Source organism: Mycobacterium sp. (assembly GCF_008709575.1).
Taxonomy (GTDB): domain Bacteria; phylum Actinomycetota; class Actinomycetes; order Mycobacteriales; family Mycobacteriaceae; genus Mycobacterium.
In genome coordinates this window covers 1-609 of sequence record NZ_VYIK01000465.1, presented here as the reverse complement: position 1 = coordinate 609, position 609 = coordinate 1, and the positions used below count along the sequence as shown (strand labels likewise).

The following is a 609-nucleotide window of genomic DNA, read 5'->3' as shown; positions in this document are numbered from 1 at the left end:
GTGATCACCGTCGCCACCATGCCGGCCAGCGCTGTCGTCGCGATCCGGGCCGCTCGAACAGCGCGACCACGCACCGTCTGATGCTAACCGGATCGCCTGACGAAAACGAGATTGTCCCGGGTCTCGTAGAAATTGAGGTGGCGGTCCCCCGCTCGTGACCTGCCGTGTGGTAGGTCTCGGGCGTTCCACTACAAACACCAGGAGAAGGGGACCGTCATGAAGAAGAGTAGCCAGAACCGTGCCGGCAGCGTGAGCATTCCCGCGATTCCGGAGCGGGTCAGCGTGGCGATGGCCGAGATCGCCGAGAACATGAAAGAAGGCCTGTTGGCGCTGGCTGTCGGCGCGGGCCTGCAGGTCATGCAGACGCTGATGGAGGCCGACGTGACCGCGCAGGCCGGGCCCAAGGGCCGCCACAACCCGAACCGCACCGCGGTGCGCCATGGCCACGAACGAGGCTCGGTGACCTTGGGTGGGCGGCGGGTGGCGGTGAGCCGGCCGCGGGTGCGCGCCGCTGACGGGTCCGGGGAGTTGCCAGTGGCCTGCTATGAGCTGTTTTCCTCCACCGAGATCCTGGGGCAGATGGCGATGGAGAAGATGCTGGCTGGGTTG

The 609-nt window shown here is 66.7% G+C and carries 1 pseudogene; it reads left to right on the top strand.

The features are described 5' to 3' along the window. Window positions 1-216 precede the first annotated feature (216 nt). Window positions 217-609 (top strand): annotated as a pseudogene (locus F6Q13_RS19605) (IS256 family transposase); the annotation flags it as partial.